Annotated in this window: 17 protein-coding genes and 1 tRNA gene; 1 reads left to right on the forward strand and 17 read right to left on the reverse strand. The window is 74.3% G+C overall.

Features of this window, described 5'->3' with window-relative positions; all coding sequences use genetic code 11:
* From ACI8AP_RS18585 to ACI8AP_RS18635, 11 genes are all read right to left on the reverse strand, one after another.
* Positions 1–3061 (reverse strand): LamG-like jellyroll fold domain-containing protein (locus ACI8AP_RS18585; protein WP_456590849.1); only part of this gene is annotated, 3061 nt, incomplete at its 3' end.
* Positions 3062–3320: 259 nt separating this feature from the next.
* A complete protein-coding gene (locus tag ACI8AP_RS18590; protein WP_456590850.1) occupies positions 3321–4007 on the reverse strand; it encodes a hypothetical protein in 687 nt (228 codons plus the stop codon).
* Positions 4004–4708 carry a CDP-alcohol phosphatidyltransferase family protein gene (locus tag ACI8AP_RS18595; RefSeq protein ID WP_456590851.1) on the reverse strand — a complete coding sequence of 235 codons (705 nt, stop codon included), beginning with the start codon at positions 4706–4708 and terminating at the stop codon, positions 4004–4006. Before ACI8AP_RS18595 ends, ACI8AP_RS18590 begins: the two co-directional genes overlap by 4 nt.
* A gap of 56 nt (positions 4709–4764) precedes the next feature.
* Positions 4765–6015, reverse strand: a complete 1251-nt coding sequence (locus ACI8AP_RS18600) for a DUF1972 domain-containing protein (RefSeq protein ID WP_456590852.1) — start codon at positions 6013–6015, stop codon at positions 4765–4767.
* 149 nt (positions 6016–6164) lie between these two features.
* Positions 6165–7667, reverse strand: coding sequence for a sugar transferase (locus tag ACI8AP_RS18605; protein WP_456590853.1), 1503 nt, complete (start codon positions 7665–7667; stop codon positions 6165–6167).
* 190 nt (positions 7668–7857) lie between these two features.
* Complete coding sequence (gene pth, locus ACI8AP_RS18610; protein ID WP_456590901.1) at positions 7858–8502, reverse strand: aminoacyl-tRNA hydrolase; 645 nt, start codon at positions 8500–8502, stop codon at positions 7858–7860.
* Positions 8503–8513: 11 nt separating this feature from the next.
* Positions 8514–9227: a 50S ribosomal protein L25/general stress protein Ctc gene (locus ACI8AP_RS18615; RefSeq protein ID WP_456590854.1), complete on the reverse strand. Its 714-nt coding sequence runs from the start codon at positions 9225–9227 to the stop codon at positions 8514–8516.
* Between the two features lie 146 nt (positions 9228–9373).
* Positions 9374–10402 carry an adenylyl-sulfate kinase gene (cysC, locus tag ACI8AP_RS18620; RefSeq protein ID WP_456590855.1) on the reverse strand — a complete coding sequence of 343 codons (1029 nt, stop codon included), beginning with the start codon at positions 10400–10402 and terminating at the stop codon, positions 9374–9376.
* A gap of 46 nt (positions 10403–10448) precedes the next feature.
* Entirely contained in the window at positions 10449–11429 is a 981-nt protein-coding gene (locus ACI8AP_RS18625; protein ID WP_456590856.1) for a ribose-phosphate diphosphokinase, read from the reverse strand.
* Positions 11430–11442: 13 nt separating this feature from the next.
* Entirely contained in the window at positions 11443–12951 is a 1509-nt protein-coding gene (gene glmU, locus ACI8AP_RS18630) for a bifunctional UDP-N-acetylglucosamine diphosphorylase/glucosamine-1-phosphate N-acetyltransferase GlmU (protein ID WP_456590857.1), read from the reverse strand.
* A 31-nt stretch (positions 12952–12982) separates the two neighbouring features.
* A tRNA-Gln gene (locus ACI8AP_RS18635) sits at positions 12983–13055 on the reverse strand.
* Between the two features lie 231 nt (positions 13056–13286).
* On the opposite strand from ACI8AP_RS18635, the gene ACI8AP_RS18640 reads away from it, so the two are divergent.
* Complete coding sequence (locus tag ACI8AP_RS18640) at positions 13287–14252, forward strand: acyl-CoA desaturase (protein ID WP_456590858.1); 966 nt, start codon at positions 13287–13289, stop codon at positions 14250–14252.
* A gap of 36 nt (positions 14253–14288) precedes the next feature.
* On the opposite strand, the gene ACI8AP_RS18645 is transcribed toward ACI8AP_RS18640, so the two are convergent.
* The 6 genes from ACI8AP_RS18645 to metG form a co-directional block, all read right to left on the reverse strand.
* A complete protein-coding gene (locus ACI8AP_RS18645) occupies positions 14289–15224 on the reverse strand; it encodes a 4-(cytidine 5'-diphospho)-2-C-methyl-D-erythritol kinase (RefSeq protein ID WP_456590859.1) in 936 nt (311 codons plus the stop codon).
* Positions 15221–16057 (reverse strand): 16S rRNA (adenine(1518)-N(6)/adenine(1519)-N(6))-dimethyltransferase RsmA, encoded by an 837-nt coding sequence (gene rsmA / locus ACI8AP_RS18650; protein ID WP_456590860.1) that lies wholly within the window; start codon positions 16055–16057, stop codon positions 15221–15223. Before rsmA ends, ACI8AP_RS18645 begins: the two co-directional genes overlap by 4 nt.
* A 34-nt stretch (positions 16058–16091) precedes the next feature.
* Positions 16092–17183, reverse strand: a complete 1092-nt coding sequence (locus tag ACI8AP_RS18655; RefSeq protein ID WP_456590861.1) for a ubiquitin-like domain-containing protein — start codon at positions 17181–17183, stop codon at positions 16092–16094.
* 344 nt (positions 17184–17527) lie between these two features.
* Positions 17528–18367 carry a hypothetical protein gene (locus ACI8AP_RS18660; RefSeq protein ID WP_456590862.1) on the reverse strand — a complete coding sequence of 280 codons (840 nt, stop codon included), beginning with the start codon at positions 18365–18367 and terminating at the stop codon, positions 17528–17530.
* A gap of 194 nt (positions 18368–18561) precedes the next feature.
* Positions 18562–19446, reverse strand: a complete 885-nt coding sequence (locus ACI8AP_RS18665; protein ID WP_456590863.1) for a TatD family hydrolase — start codon at positions 19444–19446, stop codon at positions 18562–18564.
* The gene (metG, locus tag ACI8AP_RS18670) at positions 19443–21242 is read right to left on the reverse strand and encodes a methionine--tRNA ligase (RefSeq protein ID WP_456590864.1); all 1800 of its coding nucleotides are present in this window, start codon (positions 21240–21242) and stop codon (positions 19443–19445) included. The genes ACI8AP_RS18665 and metG overlap by 4 nt, the downstream gene beginning before the upstream one ends.
* Positions 21243–21294: the final 52 nt, after the last annotated feature.

The raw sequence follows: 21294 nt of genomic DNA on the forward strand, positions 1-21294 counted from the left end.
CACCCGGGAAGGACTCCACCCCACCGGCCAACCGCGACAACGCCACCGCCACCCGACCATCGGGCAGCACCCGCACCCGCGGCCGGTACTCCAGCCCCGACTCCACCCGACGACCGGTCACGTACACATACGTCCCACCACCGGTCGGGGTCGACGCCAACCCGAACGACGCCCGGACATCGACATCGGTCGCCGACACCCCACCCAGATACGCCCCGGTGTTGTGACCGGCCCCCGGCAACTCGAACGACGCCACACCCGGGCTCACCGACAACCGGCTGGCCCCGGCCCACGCCGTCCACGCACCACCGACATCCGCAGACCCCAGCCCACCCGACACCACCCGGTTGAAGGCGTCACTCGCGATCGATGGCAGCCCTTCCGGGGTGTGGACGGTGACCTGGTGCTCGGTCGCGGCCGTCCCGTTGCGGTCGTCGGTGACCGTCAGCCGCACCGTGTAGGTGCCCTGCGCGGCGTAGGTGTGCGCCGCCGTGGGGCCCATACCGGTCGCGCCGTCACCGAAGTCCCACGCGTAGGCGGCGACCCGCCCGTCCTGGTCGCTGCTACCGGAGGCGTCCACCGTGGCGGTGAGGCCGGCGACGGTCGCCGTGAACACCGCCGTCGGCGGGACGTTGGCCACCGTTACCCCGGTGCCCGCCGCGTGGTGCCGGGCGACCTGTTCCGCGGTGAGCACGGTCGGGTACACCGCCACCTCGTCGATGGACCCCGGGAAGTACGGGGCCCCCGACCAGCTCCGGTCGCCACCGATCCGCCAGTAGCCGGCGGGGATCTCCTGCGCCGAGATTCCGTCCGTGCGGCTGGCGACCAGCTTCCCGTCCACGTACAGCGACAGCCCGTTCGGGCCGAGCGTCGCGACCACGTGGTGGTACGACCCGTCGTTGTAGGTCTGCTGGCTCACGAGCTCGAACGGCATCCCCGGCCAGACCGCGAAGTGCAGCCTGCCGTCCGGGTCGAGCCAGAGGTGGCGGTCGTAGTTGTTGCTCAGCCCGGTCCGCTGGTCACCGAAGCCGATGATCTTCCCCCCGGTCGTGCTCCGGGTCTCGAACCACGCCTCGATGGAGAAGGTGTGCGGGCCACGCCGCGGCGACTGGGTAGCGAAGGTTCCGCTGGTGCCGTCGAAACGGGCACCGGCGTCGGAGTCGCCGCGGAGGGCACCGGTCACGCCGCGGGTGACCCCGCCGCTCGCCCCGAGGTCGTCGACGCCGCCCTGGTCGAAGGCGGTCGCACCCGAGCGCTCCCCCAGCGGCCAGTAGCCGGTGGCTCCGTCGGCGTGCACCAGGTCTGCGTAGAGACGTGCGACCCCAGCTCCCGACGAGGTCCCCGAGGCCGTGCCGATGACCACCTCGTTGCCGTACGGGTCGGACACCGTGACGCGATAGCTGTGCGCCCCGGCCGGCACCGCGCGATCGGTCCACGCCAGCGGTGCAGCCTGCCACCACTGTGAGGAACGGGTGAAGGTGGCGACGGGCGCCGTGGCGCCGTCCCGGTACACCCGGTAGGTGAGGTACCGGTTGTCCAGATCGGTGGCGCCCTGCCAGCCCACCCGCAGCGTGCCGGCGGCCACGGGCGTGACGCTCACCGCGCCGTTGACGCGGGGACCCTGTGCGTTCGGGGCGATCGAGGGCATGGCGAAGCGGACCAGGCCCTGCTGCGCCTTTCCGTTCACCGAGGGGAACTCGCCGCCGTACAGGAGGTACTGACCGTTGCCCGAGACGCTCCAGCCGCCCTGGTACTGGCGGGTGTAGGTGCCCACCGCGAACTCGGGGAACCAGGTGAGCAACGACGGCGCCGGCTGGCCGTTGAGGTTGTTGTTGCCGAGCGTGTCGCTGCCCACGCGGCCCGAGGCGGCGAGGCTCACGGCGGTGGCCCGCTTCCAGACCTGCGGGTCCTGCTCGGGGAAACCACCGATGTTGTTGCAGCGGTGGGCGTGCGTGGCGGTGTAGAGCGCGCCGTTCATCGGGAAGCTGGAGTAGCTGTCACCGCGGCAGTCGGCGATGAACCGCACGCCACCGCCAGCGGCGTCGGCGGCGAAGGCCCCCTCGAGGTTGCCGGGGCCGTAGTAGTCGTACGCCGTGCCGTAGACGGTCGCACCATCCGTGGACAGGCTCCAGACGGCGGAGTGCGCACCCTGGTTGGTCAGCAGCTGGTTGAGGGCGAAGGCGCGGTTGGCTCCGGAGACGGGGTCGAGCGCCGCGACCGCCGTGGCACGCGCCCCGTTCATCGAGTAGAAGCGGCCGCCGACGACGACCTGGTTCCCGCCGCCGGTGACCACGATCGCCATGACCTCGTTGGAGGTCCGACTGTTGGCGGCGGTGTCCGTCGTGCCGCCGATCGCCTTGCCGTTCGCGTCGAAGAGCGGCATCCGGTTGCCGTCCGTCGGGCCCGTGCCGGGGACCGGGGCCCACGGCAGCAGCGAGCCGTCGGCCGCCGACACCGCAGCGAGCCGGGTGCGGCTGACGCCGCCCACGGCGCTCAGGCTGCCGCCGAGGTAGACGGTGGAGGCGGTGGCGGCGAGGGCGCGGACCTGCCCGTTGACACTGGGCGCGAAGTTCTCCACCAGCGCACCGGTGCGGGTGTCGTACGCGGCGATCCGGTTGCGGACCTGGCCGTCGGCGCGGGTGAAGTCGCCGCCGACGTAGATGCGGGAACCGTCCGGGGAGGCGGTGACCGCCAGGGCCTGCCCGTTGAGGTCCGGCGCGAACGACGTAACCAGCTCACCGGTGCGGATGTCGTACGCCAGCAGGTTGTTCCGCACCGTCTCCCGGGTGCCCGGGGCGGCCCCGGCCGGACGGGCCCGCGTGAACGAGCCGGCCGCGTACACGGTGTCGCCCACGACGACCTGCGCCCAGACGACACCGTTGATTTGCACCGTCGGCAGGGCGTCGGCGGAGACCGTGACCGGATCGGTCGCGCTCACCGCCGGCGGCGCCGTGTCCGCGTGCGCCACGGGCACCCCGACACCGAACGCTGCCGCCGCGAGCACACCGCTCACCAGCCCGGCCAGCGCCCGCCTGGGCACACCGCTCGACCGTTCCCCCATGGATGGACTCCCCGCTCGTCTCCGTACGCAACCGTCCACCGAGGACGGTGCCGAACACTAAGCGTGACCAGAATCCGTACGACAGGGGCCGTCACCCCACTCGATCAGGTGACGACCAGGCACTATGCACACCACAGGCGAGCCAGCGGTGACTCTCCGTGTGCAGACGGACAGAGCTCCACCCCCCGGAACGCCGACGACCCCCGCCGCCGCGACGGATCGCAGCGGCGGGGGTCGCCGGTGGGGGGGCAGGCGCCGCTCAGGGCGCAGCTCCCGTGAACAGCAGTAGCGGGGCCCCGGCCTGGTAACCGACCTCGACGGTGACCGAGTCGCGGGCGTCGGCGGGGACGGTGAACACGTAGACGCCGTCGGCGGAGGCGCCAGCGGCGACCATGCCGGTGAAGGGCCGCTGGGACGGGTCGTCCAGAGGGGACGCCGGCGCCCGGTCGGGGCCGTAGTAGAGGTTGACGGCCACGCCCGACAGCGATACCGCCGCCGATGTGCCGTTCTCGATCCGCACGGTCACCCGCAGCGCCGGTCCGGCGATGTTGCCCGGGCCGACCGCGGTCCCCTCGATCGCCTCCAGGGAGGGCAACGTCGCGACGATGCCGTTGCCCACAGGCGCCGGCGCGTCGAGCGGCACCTCCGGCAACGACGGCGGCGGAGCGTCGACGTCCTCGGTCGGTCCGGTCGGCTCGGGTGTGGGGGGCGGCGGCGGGACCGTCGGCTCCGCTGACCCCGTCGCCTCCGCGGGCTGAACCGATGACGGGGCCGCCGGATCAGCGCCGGCCGAGTTCGTCCGGTCGTCCTCACCCGTCAGGAGCAGCACCAAGCCGAGGGCCGCGACGAGCAGCACGGCCACCGCCGGGAGCAGCCACCGCCGGACGGCCGCGGCCCGCGGGGCAGGGGGCGGCGGGGGCAGCCCGTCGTCGTGGGGAGTGTTCATTGCGGCAGCCTTCCGATCTCGCCGAACCACTTGAGGCACGCCAGCGCGAGGTAGCCCGCGGTGGCGAGGAACAGCAGGGAGTAGGCGCCGACGAACACGTCGGGCGTCCCCAGCAGGACGAACACCCAGCAGAGCAGGCCGTAGTCCGTGGGCACGACCAGGAGCGAGCGGAGCACGCTGGGGCGCTCGTCGGTGCGCTCGGCCCGCGTCCGCGCCCCGTGCCGCTCGCGCAGCGCCTCGTTCAGCATGGTGCCGAAGAAGAGCACCGCGGCGACGACGCAGAACCCGAGGGGCACCAGCAGCCACACCCCCCGGGGCACCGCCTCGGAGCGGTAGAGGTGGATCAGCACGGCCAGGTGCAGTGACGAGGTCTTGGCCGCGTCCACCATGTGGTCGAGCCACTCGCCGGCGGGCGACCCGCCACCGCGCAGCCGGGCCAGCTGCCCGTCCGCGGCGTCGAACGCGTACCCGACCGCGAGGAGCACGGAGACGGCCACCCCGGTCGTCCACGACGGGCTCCCGAGCGCGAGCAGCACGATGGCCGAGGTGGTGAACACGGCGCTGACGCCCGTGACCACGTTGGGGGTCAGCCGCGCGTGGAAGGCCGCCGCAGCGAGGACCCGGCCCAGCTTGCGGTTGACGAACCGCGAGTAGGCAGGCGCCCCCTGGGCACCCTTCTGCGCCGCGGACAGGCGGCGCACCGTGGTCCGGAAGTCCTCGGCTCCCGTCGGGGCTGGCTGCGCGGCGCGGGTCGCCGTCACTGCTGAGCCCCGGGGAACGGGATGACGTCGGACGCCAGATCGGCCGGCCCGCCCGCCACCGACTCGTCCCTCGCCGCCGCCCGCGGGAAGGGGACCGGCGCAGGGAGCGGGCCGGGCTCGGGGAGGCGCCGGCCCGACGGGCGTCGGCTCGGCACCTGGCGCCCGGCCAGCCGGCGGGCGAGCTGCTCGTAGCCGGCGGCGACCGAGTCCCAGTCGTATCCCCGGGCCAGTTCGCGTGCCCGCACGCCGGCGCGGCGGACCGCGCCCGGGTCGGCCTCGGCGGCGTCCACGAGCGAGGCCACGTCCGCGGGGCTGCCGAAGAACCGGCCGGAGTCCTCGATCACCTCACGGTTGAAGTCCACGTCGTAGGCCAGGACGGCGGTACCGGCGCCGATCGCGCGCAGCAGCGAGGGGTTGGTGCCACCGACCGAGTGACCGTGCAGGTAGGTGTAGGCGTGGGCGTAGAGCTGGTCGAGCTGCTCCTGGTCCCACACGCCGCCGAGGAAGCGCACCCGCCCATCGGCGAGCCCGTGCACCCGTGCGGTGTACGCGTCCGAGTAGGGGGCGGAGCCGACCACGACCAGCGGCTTGCGCGCCCGGCTGCGCCGGTACCCGTCGACGATGACGTCGACGTGGTTCTCCGGCTCGAATCGGGCGACCACGAGGTGGTACCCGCCCGGGGTGAGCCCCAGCTCGGCGAGCTTGCCGGTGCCCGGTTCGATGATCGGGGCGCCGTAGGTCAGCAGTGTCGTGGGCACCCCGAACTCCGACCGGTAGTAGTCGGCGATGCCCTGGGCGTCGGCGATGAGGGCATCGGACCAGCGGACCGCCAGCGCCTCGGCCGCGCGGTAGTAGCGCTGCCCGATCGGGCCCCACTTGGCGCGCTTCCACTCCAGCCCGTCGACGTGCGTGGCGACCGGGATCCGGGCGGCGCGCAGGGCCGGGATGAGGGGGGCGTTGGCCGCGTTGAACACGAAGGCCGCGTCCGTGCGGTGCGCCAGCAGGTGGGCCACGGAGAGCGCCGAGTGGCTCAGCGTCTCCAGCGACCGCTTGCGGGCGGCGGGGAGGTGCACCAGCTCCATGCCGAGGTGGCGTTCGGGCCGAGCCTCCTGACCCGGGGCGGTGCGGCAGTACACGACCACCTGGTGCCCCCGCTCGGCGAGCCGGCGACCGACCTCCTCGACCGCGGTCTCGAACCCGCCGTACCGCGCGGGTACGCCGCGCGTGCCGACCATGGCGATCCGCATGGCCCCTCCGTCCGTCTCCTGGTGCAGCGGAACCGGCCACCTGGGTGCCGTTCCACGTCCTCTGACCAGGAGCTTCGTCGCCTCGCGGGCCGGGGCGGACGGTTCCGGGGGCCGGATGACCCGTGCGGGTGACGCTCGCGAGGGGGAGGTCAGTAGGCGCCGGAGCGCGACAGCACGGCCCGCCCGGTCTTCCAGAGGATCACGACGTCCAGCGCCAGCGACCAGTTCTCCACGTACCGGAGGTCCAGGCGCACGGACTCCTCCCACGAGAGGTCGCTGCGGCCGGAGATCTGCCAGAGCCCGGTGAGCCCGGGCTTGACCAGCAGCCGGCGGCTCACCGAGGAGTCGTAGCGCGCCACCTCGGCGGGCAGCGGTGGGCGCGGCCCCACCAGCGACATGGCTCCGCCGAGCACGTTGAGCAGCTGGGGCAGCTCGTCGAGGGAGAGCCGGCGCAGCAGCCGCCCGACCGGCGTGACCCGCGGATCTGCCCGGATCTTGAACAGCGGGCCGTCGGAGATGTTCTCCGCGCGCAGGGCGTCGAGCTGCTGGTCGGCGTCGACCACCATGCTGCGGAACTTCAGCATCGTGAAGGTCCGCCCACCCAGGCCGACCCGCTCCTGGCGGTAGAGCACCGGGCCGGGGCTGGTGAGCCGCACGGCCGCGGCGATGAGCAGCAGCACCGGCGAGAGGGCGAGCAGCGCCAGAGCCGCCACGGCGCGGTCCATGCCGCCCTTGACGACGCGTCGCCACCCCTCGAAGCACGGCTCCTCCACCGCCAGCAGCGGCAGCCCCTCGAAGGGGCGGATGTGCAGCCGCGGCCCGGCGACCTCGATCAGGCCCGGGGCCACGAGGAGCTCGAGCCCGGTGCCCTCCAGCTGCCAGGACAGCTGCCGCAGGTACTGCGCCGCCGTCTCGCTGGCGGAGGTGACCGCGATGGTGTCCGCCCCGTAGGTGTCGGCGAGGAGCAGGACGTCGTCCAGGCCCGCCACGGGGACGCCGGCGCGCTCGGCGACCCGCACCCGGTCGGCCGGGGTGACGGCGGCGGCGACGACCTCCAGCCCGCCGAAGCGTTCCCGCTGCAGCCGCCCGACCAGCTCCAGCACCGCACCGCCACGCCCCACGACGACGACCTTCTTCGTGCACCGGCCCTGCGCCCGGAGGGCGCGCAGCCGGGTGCGGGCGGCGTACCGGCCGAGCAGCGTGGCGGCGGTGAGGGCAGGGATGGCCACGACGACGAGCGCGCGACTCAGCTCCAGCGCGGCGGCGTAGGAGAGGAAGCTGGTCCCGCCCAGGAGCAGCAGGCCTGCGCGGCCGACACGGCGGTACTCGTCGCTGCCGGTGCCGTACGACCGTTCGGAGTAGGCACCGGTGGCCGCCAGGAGCACCGGCCAGGCCAGCACGAGACCGAGCGCGGCCCAGAAGAGCGCCGTGCCCGGCCCGGCGGGTGCGGCACGGGCCAGCAGCACGGTGCCGCTCGCGACGGCGGCCAGCACGCTCTCCACCCCGACGAGCGTCACCGTGTAGGACCGCACCCAGGCCGGCGCGGAGCGACGGGCGGGCAGCCGCGTACGCCCGGGAGCGGCGGCGGATCCGCCGGGGGCCCCCGGCAGGATCACCTCACCCGAGCTCGCCTGCTGGCGGTCCAGAAGCATGCGTCCCCCCGAACGTCACGCACCGTAGTCGGCTACTGCCGTCGGCCGGCGCGCGGCGGCCTGAGCAGGGAAGCAACCCGGCACGTAGCGGTGCTGATCGAGAGCAACCCTCACAGCGCGTCAGGGCGGGCGTCAACACGAAGCGTCACCCTGTCACCCGATAGGGCCGCGGAACGCCCGGCGACGGTCGTCAGCCGCGGGGGTGGACCTGGTTCTGCGCGGCCTCCAGGCCGCTGGTGAGGAGGAGCTCGGTGGCGTCTGCGGCCTCCACGAGCAGCAGATCCAGCTCCTTGCGCTCGGTCGCCGAGAAGTCCTTCAGCACGAAGTCGGCGGGGTCCTGCCGACCGGGAGGCCGGCCGATGCCGACCCGCACCCGCAGGTAGTCCTTGGTGCCGGTGGACCGGGTGATCGAGCGCAGCCCGTTGTGGCCGCCCTCCCCACCCCCGCGCTTGAGCCGCACCACCCCGAAGTCGATGTCCAGCTCGTCGTGGACGACGACCAGCTGCTCGGCCGGGAGCTTGTGGTAGTCGAGCAGGCCGCGCACCGGGCCACCGGACTCGTTCATGTAGGTCGTGGGCTGCGCGAGCACGACTCGCCTGCCCGCCAGCCGGCCCTCGCCGGAGACCGCGCGGGAACGGGCACCCTTGCCCGGGGCGAGCCGGATCCCGGCTCGACGGGCGAGCTCCTCGAGGACCATCGCGCCGACGTTGTGCCGGTTGCCGGCGTACGCCGGCCCGGGGTTGCCCAGCCCGACGACCAGGTAGGGCCCCTCGGGCGGCGGGGACGCCGCAGGGGCGCCGGCGGTGCCGGCGCCCCTGCGGGCCGTGCTCTCGATCAGCGGATGCCTCAGTCGTTCTTGCTGTTCTCGGCGGCGTCCATCGACTCGCCGCTGCCCTGCGCCAGGGGCTCGGGGACGACGTCGCCCTCGCCGGCGCCCTCGGCCGCCTCCGCGGACTCCTCGCGCTCGATGCCGGCCTCGGCCTCGGCGTCGGCGAGCTCGGCCTCGAGCGCCTCGGCCGTGGGCGCACCCAGGAAGCCGATGACCAGTGCCTCGGGGTCGGTGATCAGGGTCGAACCGGCCGGCAGGACCAGGTCGCCGGCGGTGATGTTCTGCCCGGCGTCGCGGCCGGTGACGTCGACCTCGATGCTGTCCGGCAGGCGCGTCGCGTCCGCCTCGATGGAGACGGTGTTCAGCTGGTGGTTCGGGATGGCGTCCGGCGCCGGCTGACCGACGACGACGATCGGCACGTCGACGGTGGTCTTCTCGCCGCGGCGGACGACCAGCAGGTCGACGTGCTCGTGCACGCGGGTCAGCGGGTCGCGCTGGACGGCCTTGGTCAGCGCCAGCTGCTCCTTGCCGTCCAGGACGATGGTCAGCAGGGCGTTGGCGCCACCGTTGCGCAGCGCCGCGGCGAACTCGCGCGCCGGCAGCGAGAGGTGGACGACGTCCTGGCCGTGCCCGTAGAGGACGGCGGGGACGCGGCCGGCGCGCCGGGTGCGGCGGGCGCTGCCCTTGCCGAACTCGGTGCGGGTCTCGGCCTCGAGACGGTAGTCAGCCACGGTGAATGTGCTCCTCGGAAGGTGGATCGGTCTGCGGGCCGGCGACCGGGCGCAGCACACCCCACGGGGCACACGCACGTCGATCACGGAGTACGGGTGGACCGTCTCCCTCGCCGGGCAACGGGAGCCAGGTTACCCCAGCCCGGTCAGCCGCCGAGCACCGCGTCGAGCACCTGCCGCGCGCAGTCGTCGACCGTCCGCCCACTGGTGCCGACGGTGACCTCGGCATCGGTCGGCGCCTCGTACGGATCGCTGATCCCGGTGAACGCCGGGATCTCCCCGCGCCGCGCCTTGGCGTAGAGCCCCTTGCGGTCGCGCGCCTCGCAGTCCGCCAGCGACGTCGCCACGTGCACCAGCACGAAGCTGCCCGGTCCGGCCTGCCGCTCGACCTCCCTGCGGACGGCGGTGCGCACCTCGGCGTAGGGGGCGATGGGGGCGCAGACCGCGACACCGCCGTGCTTGGCGATCTGCGCGGCCACCCAGCCGATGCGCAGGACGTTGGTGTCCCGGTCGGCCCGCGAGAAACCCAGGCCCGCGGAGAGGTGGTGGCGCACCTCGTCGCCGTCGAGCAGCGTCACGGTCCGCCCACCCTCGACCAGCAGCTCCACCAGGCGGGCGGCGATGGTCGACTTGCCGGCGCCGGAGAGCCCGGTGCAGAAGACGACGAGCCCCCCGGTGCGGGGCGGGGCGACGCCGAGCTCGCTGCCCAGCAGGGTCGCCCCGTACGCGGCGGCGACCTCCTCGGCCGGGACCTCGGGGCTCCCCGGCGTCACCGGGACCGGCAGGACGACGACCTCCCGCCCCCCGGTGCGGACCGGTCCCCAGGCGGCGGCACGCTGCGCCAGCGCCGCGGAGTCCGGCGGGAGCCCGGCCGCCGGCAGCAGCACCAGCAACCGGGGCGGCAGGCTCGAGACGTCGGCCGGCGGGGCACCGACCCAGGCGGCCGGGGACTGCCAGCCACGCTCGCGGAGCCGGGCCGCCACCGCGGCCGGCGGCTCCCAGCGCGGCACCTCCGCGACGGTCAGGTCCTCGCCGTCGGAGGTCGCCACGACCACGCCCTGGGCGTCCTCGTACTCCTCCGCGGCGGGCAGGTCCGGCGCGGAGCCGACCAGGCCGAAGTGGTAGCGGGCGACGGCGGCGACCTGCGCGTCACCGAGTCTGCAGCGAGCCGGCACGCCGGCCATCCTCCCAGGGGACGACCGGCGGGCGCGGACCGGTGTGTCAGCTGGCGCCGTCGAACAGGCTGGTGACCGAGCCGTCCTCGAAGACCTCCTTGATCGCCCGCGCGAGCAGCGGGGCGATGGAGAGGACGGTGAGCTTGTCGAACTGCCGCTCCGGCTCGATCGGCAGCGTGTTGGTCACGATGACCTCGCTGACCTTGCTGTTGGACAGCCGCTCGACCGCGGGGCCCGACAGCACGCCGTGCGTGGCCGTGACGATCACGTCGGCGGCGCCCGCTTCGAACAGCGTCTCGGCGGCCTTCACGATCGTGCCGCCGGTGTCGATCATGTCGTCGACCAGGATGCAGACCCGGCCCTCGACCTCACCGACGACGCGGTTGGCGACGACCTCGTTGGCGACCAGCGGGTCGCGGGTCTTGTGGATGAAGGCCAGCGGGGTGCCGCCGAGCTTGTCGCTCCACCGCTCGGAGACCCGGACCCGGCCGGAGTCCGGCGAGACGACGGTGATGTCGCGGTCGCCCCAGCGGTCGCAGACGTGCTTGACCAGCAGGTCGAGGGCGAAGAGGTGGTCGACCGGGCCGTCGAAGAAGCCCTGGATCTGGGCGGTGTGCAGGTCGACGGTCATCAGCCGGTCGGCGCCGGCGGTCTTGAACATGTCGGCGACCAGCCGGGCGGAGATGGGCTCGCGCCCGCGGTGCTTCTTGTCCTGCCGGGCGTAGGGGAAGAACGGCGCGACGACGGTGATCCGCTTGGCCGAGGCGCGCTTGAGCGCGTCGACCATGATCAGCTGCTCCATCAGCCACGTGTTGATCGGGGCGGTGTGGCTCTGCACCACGAAGGCGTCGCAGCCGCGCACCGACTCCTCGAAGCGCACGAACAGCTCGCCGTTGGCGAACTCGTAGGCGGCCGTCGGGGTGGGGGTCACGCCCAGGTGACCGGCGATCTCGTCGGCCAGCGCGGGGTAGGCCCGGCCGGAGAAGAGCATCATGCTCTTGTTCGTCGTCTGCCGGATGGCGCTCATCGGCTCGCTGCCCCTAGCTGTCGGAGTCCGCACGGGAGGGCCCGGACCGGTCCTCCCCGGGTGCCTCGGTCCGGTTCTCGGCCGCTGCCGCGGCCTCCGCAGCGGGCGAACCGGGCCGTCGGCGACGTACCCAGCCTGCCACATTGCGCTGGGGTGCCCGGGCGACGGCCATCGCCCCGGGGGGCACATCGGAGGTGATGACCGACCCCGCGGCGGTGTAGGCGCCGTCGCCCACCGTGACCGGCGCCACGAACATGTTGTCGGCGCCGGTGCGCGCGTGGTCGCCGATCGTCGTGCGGTGCTTGGCCACGCCGTCGTAGTTGACGAACACGGTGGCCGCCCCGATGTTGGTGCCGCGGCCGATCGTGGCGTCGCCGACGTAGGACAGGTGCGGGATCTTCGCGCCCTCCCCCACCTGCGCGTTCTTCGTCTCCACGAAGGTGCCGACCTTCGCCCCGGCCGCGAGGTCGGTGCCCGGCCGCAGGTAGGCGAACGGGCCGACCGAGACCCGCGGACCGATCCGCGCACCGACCGCGTGCGCCCGCACCACGGTGGCCCCCTCCCCCACCTCGGTGTCGACCAGCGTGGTGTCCGGGCCCACGTGGGCAGCATCACCCACCGAGGTCACCCCCTGGAGGTGCGTGCCGGGCTCCAGGACGGCGTCGCGGCCCACCGTCACGGTGACGTCGACCCACGTGGTGAGCGGGTCGACGACGGTGACGCCGCTGCGCATGAGCTCGGCGAGCACCCGGTCGTTGAGGGTGCGCCGGCGGGCGGCCAGCTCCACCCGGTCGTTGCAGCCGAGCACGTCGTCGGGATCCTCGGCACGCACCCCGCCGACCGGCGCCCCGTCGCCGACGAGCAGACCGAGGACGTCGGTGACGTAGAGCTCGCCCTGGTCGTTGCCGGCGTCGATGCGGCCCAGCGACGACCGGAGGACCGCGGCGTCGCCGACGTAGACGCCGGCGTTGATCTCGCGGATCGCCCGCTGCTCCGGTGTGGCGTCGCGCTGCTCCACGATCGCGCGCACCCGGCCGTCGGCGTCCCGCACGATGCGGCCCAGACCGGTCGGGTCGGCCACCTCCGCGGTGAGGACCGTGAGCACGTTCCCCGCCCGCAGGTGCTCGTCCACCAGGCGCGCCACGGTCGCCGCCCGGAGCAGCGGTGCGTCACCGTTGACCAGCAGCACCGGCCCCTCGAGTTCCGGGACCGCGGCCAGGGCGACCGCGGCCGCGTGCCCCGAGCCCAGCTGCTCCTCCTGGACGACGGGCAGCGCGGTGGGCGCGATCTGCGCCAGGTGCTCCTCGACCTGGTCGCGACCGGAGCCGACCACCACGACCGTCGCGCCGGCGCCGAGCGGCTCCGTGGCGGCGAGCACGTGGCCGAGCATGCTGCGCCCGCCCAGCGGGTGCAGCACCTTCGGGGTGGTCGAGCGCATGCGGGTGCCCTGCCCGGCGGCCAGGACGACGACGGCGGCCACCGCCGGCGCGGCGTGGGCAGGGGCCGGCTGCACGTGGGTCACGGAACTCCTCGATCGGCGTCGGCGGGTTGCGCTGGGGGACTCGGACTCGAACCGAGACTTCCCGGCTCCAAAGGCCGGCGGGCTGCCGATTACCCCATCCCCCATCCCCGGGCCGTGCCGGCCCGGAGGGCGCCGGGGAGCGGCGCCCGGGACGAGCCTAGGGCCCCGCCGGCGTGGGCAGCACCCGCGTGGGGACCGATTCCCCGCCGTCGGCTCGCCGACTCACCCGGGGTGCCGTACGTTACGGCCACGCAGCCGGGCCCCAGTGCGCGCCGGCCGATCCCCCACCGGTCGCCCTCGGAGGCCCCTTGTCTGCTCCTGCCCGCACCCGGCCCATGGCTCCTCCGCGTCCCGCGGAACCGCACGCCGGGCTCCCGGCCAACGCGATCGGCCGACGCAAGAGCGTCCTGGAGATCGTCACCCTCTACGTCTTCGTGGTGGTGCCCTTCCTCGCCCTGGCGGCCGTCGTCCCGGCCGTGTGGGGCTGGGGGCTGTCCTGGCTCGACGTGGGGCTCGCCGTCGGCTTCTACTTCTTCACGCTCCTCGGCGTGACCGTGGGCTACCACCGGTACTTCACGCACGGCTCCTTCAAGGCCAAGCGCCCGCTCCGGCTGCTGCTGGCCGTCGCCGGGTCCATGGCGGTGCAGGGCCCGGTCGTGCAGTGGGTGGCCGACCACCGGCGGCACCACGCCTTCTCCGACCGCGACGGCGACCCGCACTCGCCGTGGCGCTACGGCAGCGACGCCCGCGCGCTGCTCAAGGGCATGTTCCACGCCCACCTCGGCTGGCTGTTCGAGCGGCGCAAGACCAGCCAGGAGCGCTACGCACCCGACCTGATGAAGGACTCCGCGCTGGTCACCACCGACCGGCTGTTCGTGGTGTGGGCGGCGATCAGCCTTTTCCTCCCGGCCGTCATCGGCGGCCTGGTGACGATGAGCTGGGCCGGCGCCTGGACGGCGTTCTTCTGGGCGGGGCTGGTCCGCATCGCGCTGCTGCACCACGTCACCTGGTCGATCAACTCGGTCTGCCACGTGGTCGGCGACCGCCCGTTCGTCTCCCCGGGCCGTGACCGCGCGACGAACTTCTGGCCGCTGGCGATCCTCAGCGCGGGCGAGTCGTGGCACAACCTCCACCACGCCGACCCGACCTGCGCCCGGCACGGCGTGCTGCGCGGGCAGATCGACATCAGCGCCCGCACCATCTGGGTGTTCGAGAAGCTCGGCTGGGCCTGGAACGTCAAGTGGCCCGACCCCGTGCGGCTGGCGGCCAAGCGGCGGCTGCCCGCGGCCACCGGCAGCTGAGCTCCGGAGCCCGCGGGGCGATCCCGCGGGCTCCCGTCAGGCGGTCGGCCGGGCCCCGGGGACCGGGCCCGTGACGGCCCGCACCGTGCGGAACGCGCCGACGCCGGCGAGCTCGGCCGCGAGCCGGACGGCGGACCGCTCGTCGGCCGCGAGCGCGGCCACCGTGGGTCCCGAGCCGCTCACCAGCACGGCGCGGGCGCCGGCGTCCTCGGCCGCGCGCAGCGCCCGGCGCAGCTCCGGCCGCAGGGCCAGGGCGGCCGGCTGCAGGTCGTTGACCAGGGCAGCGGCGAGCTCCGTCGTCGAGCCCGAGCGCAGCGCGGCGAGCACCGGGTCGGCCGGCGTCGGCCCGGCCGCGTCGGGCAGCCGGCCGGCGGCGCGCATCCGGTCGAGCTCGGCGTAGACGGCCGGGGTGGACAACCCCTCCCCGGCGATGCCGAGCACCCAGTGCCAGCGCCCGCCGGTGAGCACCGGTGAGACCTGCTCCCCCCGGCCCGTGCCCAGGGCGACACCGCCGACGAGGGCGAACGGCACGTCGCTGCCCAGCTCGGCGGCGAGCGACAGCAGGTCCTCGCGGCCGGCCCGGGTCCCCCAGAGCGCGTCCAGCGCCACCAGCGTCGCCGCCGCGTCGGCGCTGCCGCCGGCCAGCCCCGCGGCGACCGGGATGCTCTTGGACACCTCCAGGTCGGCGTCGGCGCGGACGCCCGCGTGCGCGGCGAGCAGCTCCGCGGCCCGCCAGACCAGGTTGGTGCGGTCGGCGGGCACCTGTCCCGGGCCGTCGGCCGCGCCGGCCCCTTCCCCGGTCACCCGCAGGGACAGCCCCTCGCCCGGCCGCGCGGTGACGGTGTCGTGCAGCGACACGGCGAGGTAGACGGTCTGCAGCGCGTGGAACCCGTCGGCGCGCAGGGGTCCCACGCCCAGGTGCACGTTGATCTTCGCCGGCGCCCGGACGACCACCGCGTCCCGGCCGCTCACGGCTGCACCGCTCCGGTGCCGGCCAGCCGGGCGAAGTCGGCGAGGGAGAGCTGCTCACCGCGGGCGGAGGGCTCGATGCCGGCGGCGCGCAGGCGCGCCTCGGCCGCGGCGGGGCCGCCGGCCCAGCGAGCCAGCGCCGCCCGCAAGCCCTTGCGCCGCATGCCGAAGGCCGCGTCCACCACGGCGAAGGTCGCCTCCCGGTCCCCCGCTGGGGGCGGCCGGCGGACGAGGGCCACCAGCCCCGAGTCGACGTTGGGCTCGGGCCAGAAGACCCGGCGGCCGACGTTGCCGGCCCGGCGCACCTCGCCGTACCAGGCGGCCTTGACCGAGGGGACGCCGTACGCGGACGTCCCGGGCGCGGCGGCCAGCCGTTCGGCCACCTCCGCCTGCACGAGCACCAGCGCCCGGTCGAGGGTGGGCAGCAGCTCGAGCAGGTGCAGCAGCACCGGCACCGCGATGTTGTAGGGCAGGTTCGCCACCAGCGCGGTGGGCGGGGGCCCGGGCAGCTCCTGGACCCGCAGCGCGTCGGCCTGGACCACGGTGAGCCGGTCGGCGAGGTCGGGGCGGCGCGCGGCGACGGTCTCGGGCAGGAGCGCGGCCAGCCGCGGGTCGATCTCCACCGCCGTCACCTGCGCGGCGGCCGGCAGCAGGCCGAGGGTCAGCGAGCCCAGCCCGGGACCCACCTCTAGGACGACGTCATCGGGCCGCAGGTCCGCGGTCCGCACGATCCGCCGGATCGTGTTGGCGTCGTGCAGGAAGTTCTGCCCGAGGGTCTTGGTGGGGCGCAGGTCGAGCCGCTGGGCCAGCTCGCGGATGGCGGCCGGGCCCAGCAACCCGTCCGGCTGCTCGGGTGCGGTGCTCAGCGGATCAGCTGAACAGGCGGGGGCCGCAGTGCGGCCACTGGCCCGCTCCGGAGCGCTGGTACAGCAGCTGGGCGCGGTAGGTCTGCTCGTCGGCCGACGCGGCCGCCGGGTCACCGGCCCCCCCGACCGCGTTCCAGGTGGCCTGCGAGAACTGGTACATGCCGCGGTACTTGCCGGTGCCGCTGACCGCGTTCGGGCGCCCGCCGGACTCGCACGCGGCCAGCGCCGACCAGTTCAGGCCGTCGGCGGCAGGGCGGTTGGTCGGGCGGGCCTTGGTGCCGACCGTGACGTGCTCGTCGACCGGCGCGCGGGTGACGGTGCGGGAGAGCTCCTCGCGGCCGGTCTCGCGGCCGTCCTCGACGGTCACCCGGTAGGTCGTCGACTGCTCGCCGTCGACGCCCGGGACGGTCACCGTCTCGTCACCCTGGAAGGCCTCGGCGTCCTTGGTCTCCACCCGCCCGTGGGCGATGGGGGTCGTCTCGGTGACCTCGGAGACCTGCACCCGGTACACCTGCAGCCGCATGCGGTTGAGCAGGGCCTGGGACGGCCGCAGGCTGGTGCGGTCGGTCTCGCTGAGCGCGATGCCCTGCTCGGCGAGCAGGTCGCCGGCCGTGGCGGCGGTGGTGGTGACCACCCGCTCCTGCCCGTCGGCGACCAGCACGACGTCCTTCGGCGTGGTGATGCTCAGCTGCATCCCCTCCAGCGGGAGGCGATCGCTGCGGCTGGCCGAGAGCACCAGGCCGTCGGTGCGGAAGCCCAGCTGGTCCAGCGCCTCCTCGACCGACAGGGCGGTGACCTGCACCTGGCGCGAGACGCCGTCCACGGTCAGCTCGAGCGGCCGGGCCCGGGTGAGGACGACGGCGTCGCCGTCGGCCACCGCCTGATCGGGCGACGGGAGCACGACGTCGTGGGCGGTGAGCGTGAGCCCCTCGTCCTCCAGCACCTCGGCCACCGTGCCGGCGTAGGTGCCGACGTCCCGGGTCTGCCCGTCCACGGTCAGCGAGACGGACTTCTGGGCGAGGAAGAAGGCCAGCGTCCCGCCCACCAGTCCGAGCAGGACGAGGGCGAAGAGGCTGAGCTGCAAGGAGCGGCGCACGACACTTCCAGGGGTCACAGAACCCGGGCAGGAGGGTGACGGGGCCGCCGGAGCGGCCTCGGCCGCTCGGCGGCCCGGGCGGCGGCCGGCGGGTTCCCCCGCGATGGCGCCACCCGGTCGTTCCTCCACCCCGGCTGTCGGTCACGACACGATAACGAACACTCTGCGCATGGCGATGGTGCACGAGCAGTGAAGCAGCAGTCGCCGCCTCCGCTGTGTCGACTCGCCGACACGAGCAGTGACGACCGCGCCGGGTTCGGGCGCCGTGCGGGACGACCGCCGCCCGAATGCGCGGTGATCAAGCACACGGCGTAAGGGGTGCCCCGGACGGGCACGCGCCGATCTCAGCCGGCGAGCGCGACCGCGCTGGACCGCACCGGGCGCAGCCAGCTCAGCAGGAAGGCGGCCACCGCGAGCCCCGCGGCCAGCGCGGAGAAGCCCCCGGCCACGAACGCGACGGGCAGCACGTCGAAGCCCTCGCCGATCTGGTCCCCCAGGTCCAGGCCGACCCGGAGCAGCAGCGTGCCCAGCGGCAGCAGGGCGCTCACGCTCGCGGCGGCGACGACCAGGTGCGCCGTCCACGTGCGCAGCGCCTCGTCCACGGGCACGTCGGCGCCGTCGGCGGGCAGCGGACGGAGGAGGGCGCGCAGCAGCGCCACCTCGGCCAGCAACCAGGCGGCCAGCGGCACGGCGACGGCCGCCCAGGCCACGGCACCCCCGAGGTCACCCGAGGACCACAACCACCCGGCCAGCAGCAGCTCGGCGGCGACCACCACCCGCATCGTCCACACCAGCCAGCCCGAGATCTGCTCCCCCTGGCGCGGTCGCCGGGCCGGCGAGCTCAGCTGCCAGCGCGGTCGCGGCCGGGTGACCTCGGCCAGCAGGACGCCCGCCAGCGAGCCGACCACGAGCAGCGGCAGCCACAGGAACACCGAGGCCTCGGCGAGCACCACCACGCTGGCCACGATCCCGGCGATGCCCAGGAGCAGGCCCAGCCACCGCCAGCGACGGCCGTGCAGCGCCTGACGCTGCAGGACCGCGGCCCCCTCCCGGGTGGGCTGGGCCAGCTCCACCCCCGCGGCGGCGACGGCCCGCCGCCCGGCCGCCAGCCCCCAGGCGCGGGCCAGCAGGACGCCCGGCACCAGCAGAGCGACGAAGACCACGACGGCGATGAGACGACCCACGGTGTTGATTGTCGTCCTACCGGACGACACCGCCACCAATTGCCGTCCCCATTTGCGCGGAGCCCTCCCCGTCCCGCCCCGCGAGCCATCCGGGCCCCCGCTCGGCGGGACCCGCTCCGCGGTGACGGGATGGAACGGCCACCCTTCGGGGACCCGCACCGAGCGGAGCGCGGCGCGGGGGGAGGGTGGTCCTTCTACCAGCTGCCGAAGACGCGCTCGGCGGTGGCGGTGAGGGCGTGGCAGAGCTCCGTCAGGTCGGTCCCGGTCACCTCGGCGAGTGCGCGGACCGTGTGCGGCACCAGCCGGGAGGCATTGGGGCGACCCCGGAACGGCACCGGGGTCAGGAACGGGGAGTCGGTCTCCACCAGCAGCTGGCCGACCGGGGTCAGGGCCGCGGCCTCGCGCAGGTAGCCGGCGTTGGCGAAGGTCAGCGTGCCGGCGAAGGAGAGCACGTACCCGCGCGCCACGCACGCCCGCGCGAACGCCGCGTCACCGGAGAAGCAGTGCATGACGACGTGCTCGGGCGCGCCCTCGTCGTCGACGACCCGGAGGATCTCCTCGTGCGCGTCCCGGTCGTGGATGACCAGCGCGACGCCGCGCTCCTTGGCGATGCGGATGTGCGCGCGGAACGACGCCTCCTGGGCGGCCCACCCGTCGGGACCGGTGCGGAAGCGGTCCAGCCCCGTCTCCCCCACCGCCCGCACGCGCGGCAGCGCCGCCAGGCGGTCGATCTCGGCGAGCGCGTCGTCGTCCGCCTTACCCGCGCCGGCCTCGTTCGGGTGCAGCGCGACGGCGGCGAGCACGTTGGGGTGCCGGGCCGCCAGCTCGGCCGACCACCGGGACGACGCGACGTCGACCCCGACCTGCACCAGCCGCGGGATCCCGACCGCCTCCGCCGCGGCGATCTCCGCGTCGACGGCGGCCTCGGACGCCCACTCGCCGTGCTCGTCCCCGGCCGGCCGCTCCCCCAGCACGATGTCCAGGTGGGTGTGGCTGTCCAGCGCGGGCGCCGGCAGCGGCTCCGGGGACGGCGGCGCCTCGCCCCGCTTGTTGGCGCGGGCGGAGGCCGACCGGCTCACTGCGCCTTCTCCTCCAGCCGGGCCAGCTCCTCGGCGACGACGGAGTCGTCGAGCTTCTTGAAGATCGGCGTCGGCGGGGCCAGCGGGGTGCCCGACGGCGGGAGCGGGGTGGAGCCCCAGCCGGCCTGCCCCTCGTCGTAATCCCCGGTGATGATCGGGTACGGCGAGCCGTCGTCGAGGTCGGTGACCTCCTCGATCCGCGGGGCGGGCGACCACACCCCCGTGCCGCCGAGCAGCTCGTGCACCTTCTGCGCCGAGTGCGGGAGGAACGGCGTCAGCAGGGCGTTGCAGTCCTTGATCGCCTGCAGCGCGGTGTGCAGCACGGTGTCCCGGCGGGCCGGGTCCTCCTTGAGCTTCCACGGCGCCTGGTCCGACAGGTACTTGTTGGCCTCGCCGACCACGCGCATCGCCTCGCCGATGGCGGCCTTCTGCCGGTTGCGGGACAGCAGCTCGCCGACGGGTGCGAACGCACCGGACGTCGTGTCCAGCAACGCGCGGTCGGCCTCGGTGAGCTCGCCCGGGGTCGGGACGGCGCCGACGTTCTTGGCCGCCATCGACACCGTGCGGTTGACCAGGTTGCCCCAGCCGGCGACCAGCTCGTCGTTGTTGCGGCGCAGGAACTCCGCCCAGGTGAAGTCGGTGTCCTGGTTCTCCGGCCCGGCCACGGCGATGAAGTAGCGCAGCGCGTCGGCGTCGTACCGGGCCAGGAAGTCCCGCACGTAGATGACCACGTTGCGGGAGGACGAGAACTTGCGCCCCTCCATGGTGAGGAACTCGCTGGAGACCACCTCGGTGGGCAGGTTGAGCCGGCCGAGCGAGCCCGGCGTCCCACCCTTGTCGCCCTCGCCGTTGTAGCCGAGCAGCTGGGCGGGCCAGATCTCGGAGTGGAAGACGATGTTGTCCTTGCCCATGAAGTAGTAGGCGGACGCATCCGGCGTCTGCCACCACTGGCGCCAGGCGTCCGGGTCCCCGGAGCGGCGGGCCCACTCGATCGACGCCGACAGGTAGCCGACGACGGCGTCGAACCAGACGTAGATGCGCTTGTCGTTGCGGTCGCGCCAGCCGTCCAGCGGCACCGGGACGCCCCAGTCGATGTCGCGGGTGTAGCTGCGCGGCTTGAGGTCCTCCAGCAGGTTGACGCTGAAGTTCAGGACGTTGGGCCGCCAGCTCTTCCGGGTGGCGAGCCAGTCGCCGAGCGCCCGGGTGAAGGCGGGCAGGTCGAGGAAGTAGTGCTCCTCCTCGACGAACTTCGGCGTCTCGCCGTTGATCTTGCTGACCGGGTTGATCAGCTCGACCGGGTCGAGCTGGTTGCCGCAGTTGTCGCACTGGTCGCCGCGCGCGCCGTCGTACCCGCAGATCGGGCAGGTGCCCTCGATGTAGCGGTCGGGCAGGGTGCGGCCGGTCGAGGGGCTGATCGCGCCGAGCGTCGTCTTCGGGAAGACGTAGCCGTTCTTCAGCAGGCCGAGGAAGATCTCCTGGCTGATCTGCGCGTGGTTGGCCGTCGTCGTCCGGGTGAACAGGTCGTAGCTCAACCCCAGCGACTGCAGGTCGCCCACGATGATCCGGTTGTTCCGGTCGGCGATCTGCCGGGGCGTGATCCCCTCGGCGTCGGCGGCGACCGTGATCGGGGTGCCGTGCTCGTCGGTGCCGCTCACCATCAGCACCCGGTCACCGGCCATCCGGTGGTAGCGGCTGAAGACGTCGGAGGGGACGCCGAAGCCGGAGACGTGGCCGATGTGCCGCGGGCCGTTGGCGTAGGGCCACGCGACGGCGGTCAGGATGTGCCGATCACTCACGCCGGTGAGCCTAGGCGGCGCGCTCGCCGCCGGTCGCCCGGGCGGGCGGCCG

The sequence above is a fragment of the Blastococcus sp. SYSU DS1021 genome (genome assembly GCF_054050995.1).